The sequence below is a fragment of the Bacillus sp. P4_D3 genome (genome assembly GCF_056401855.1).
In genome coordinates this window covers 1-744 of the sequence record NZ_JBFUIN010001155.1, presented here as the reverse complement: position 1 = coordinate 744, position 744 = coordinate 1, and the positions used below count along the sequence as shown (strand labels likewise).

The window sequence follows — 744 nt, the reverse complement described above, 5'->3', positions numbered from 1 at the left end:
CCGATACGATAAACTTAACTAAATCTATACAATTCAATCAAATTTACACAAGTTAGTGCTTCATCGTGTTCTCGCAACCCCAAAGGGACGAGGGGTATAACACTCCACACGAGGCAGTATCGTTACCTCMTATTATCAAGCATTTATTTTACCCATCTTGATAAATTTATCGMAGCATTTAMATCCCTATCGTGATGGCTATTGCAYSSAACACAACRCCAYTCACGWATYTTTAAACTCCACTGTCCTTCTGGTTGAACTGAATGGTCGTATTTTACTCCGCAACATGAGCAAATCTTRCTTGAGGCGAACCATTTATCAGCTTTTACATACTCAATGCCATACTTCYCGCACTTGTATGATAAACATTGAAAGAAGAAGTTTAATTTTTGAAATGAAAATGCTTTCGATAGTTTTTTGTTTTTTAACAGGTTTGAGATARGTAAGTCTTCCACAACAATCCTCATTGGTTTGGTTTTCACCAATTTAGCTGTTGCTTGATGGATATGGTTATTTCGGATATTCRTAATTTTCCTAGATAACCGAAGGTGCTCAGTTTTAGCTTTTTCATATCCTGCGGATTGAATTTTTACACCTTTTTTAAATCTCCTAGACATATCTCTTTGCACTGACTTTTTCCTTTTCAAAAGTTTTTTTACCTTGGCATCTTTGTTTATATTTCGTTCTTTCGTACCATTAGAAGCYACAAACAGCTCTTTTAAACCAACATCCACACCAATCGAC

The 744-nt window shown here is 35.7% G+C and carries 1 protein-coding gene; it reads right to left on the bottom strand.

Features of this window, described 5'->3' with window-relative positions; translation table 11 throughout:
• Nucleotides 1-143: 143 nt before the first annotated feature.
• Nucleotides 144-744 (bottom strand): RNA-guided endonuclease InsQ/TnpB family protein (locus AC1DTM_RS29945; RefSeq protein WP_477001642.1); only part of this gene is annotated, 601 nt, incomplete at its 5' end.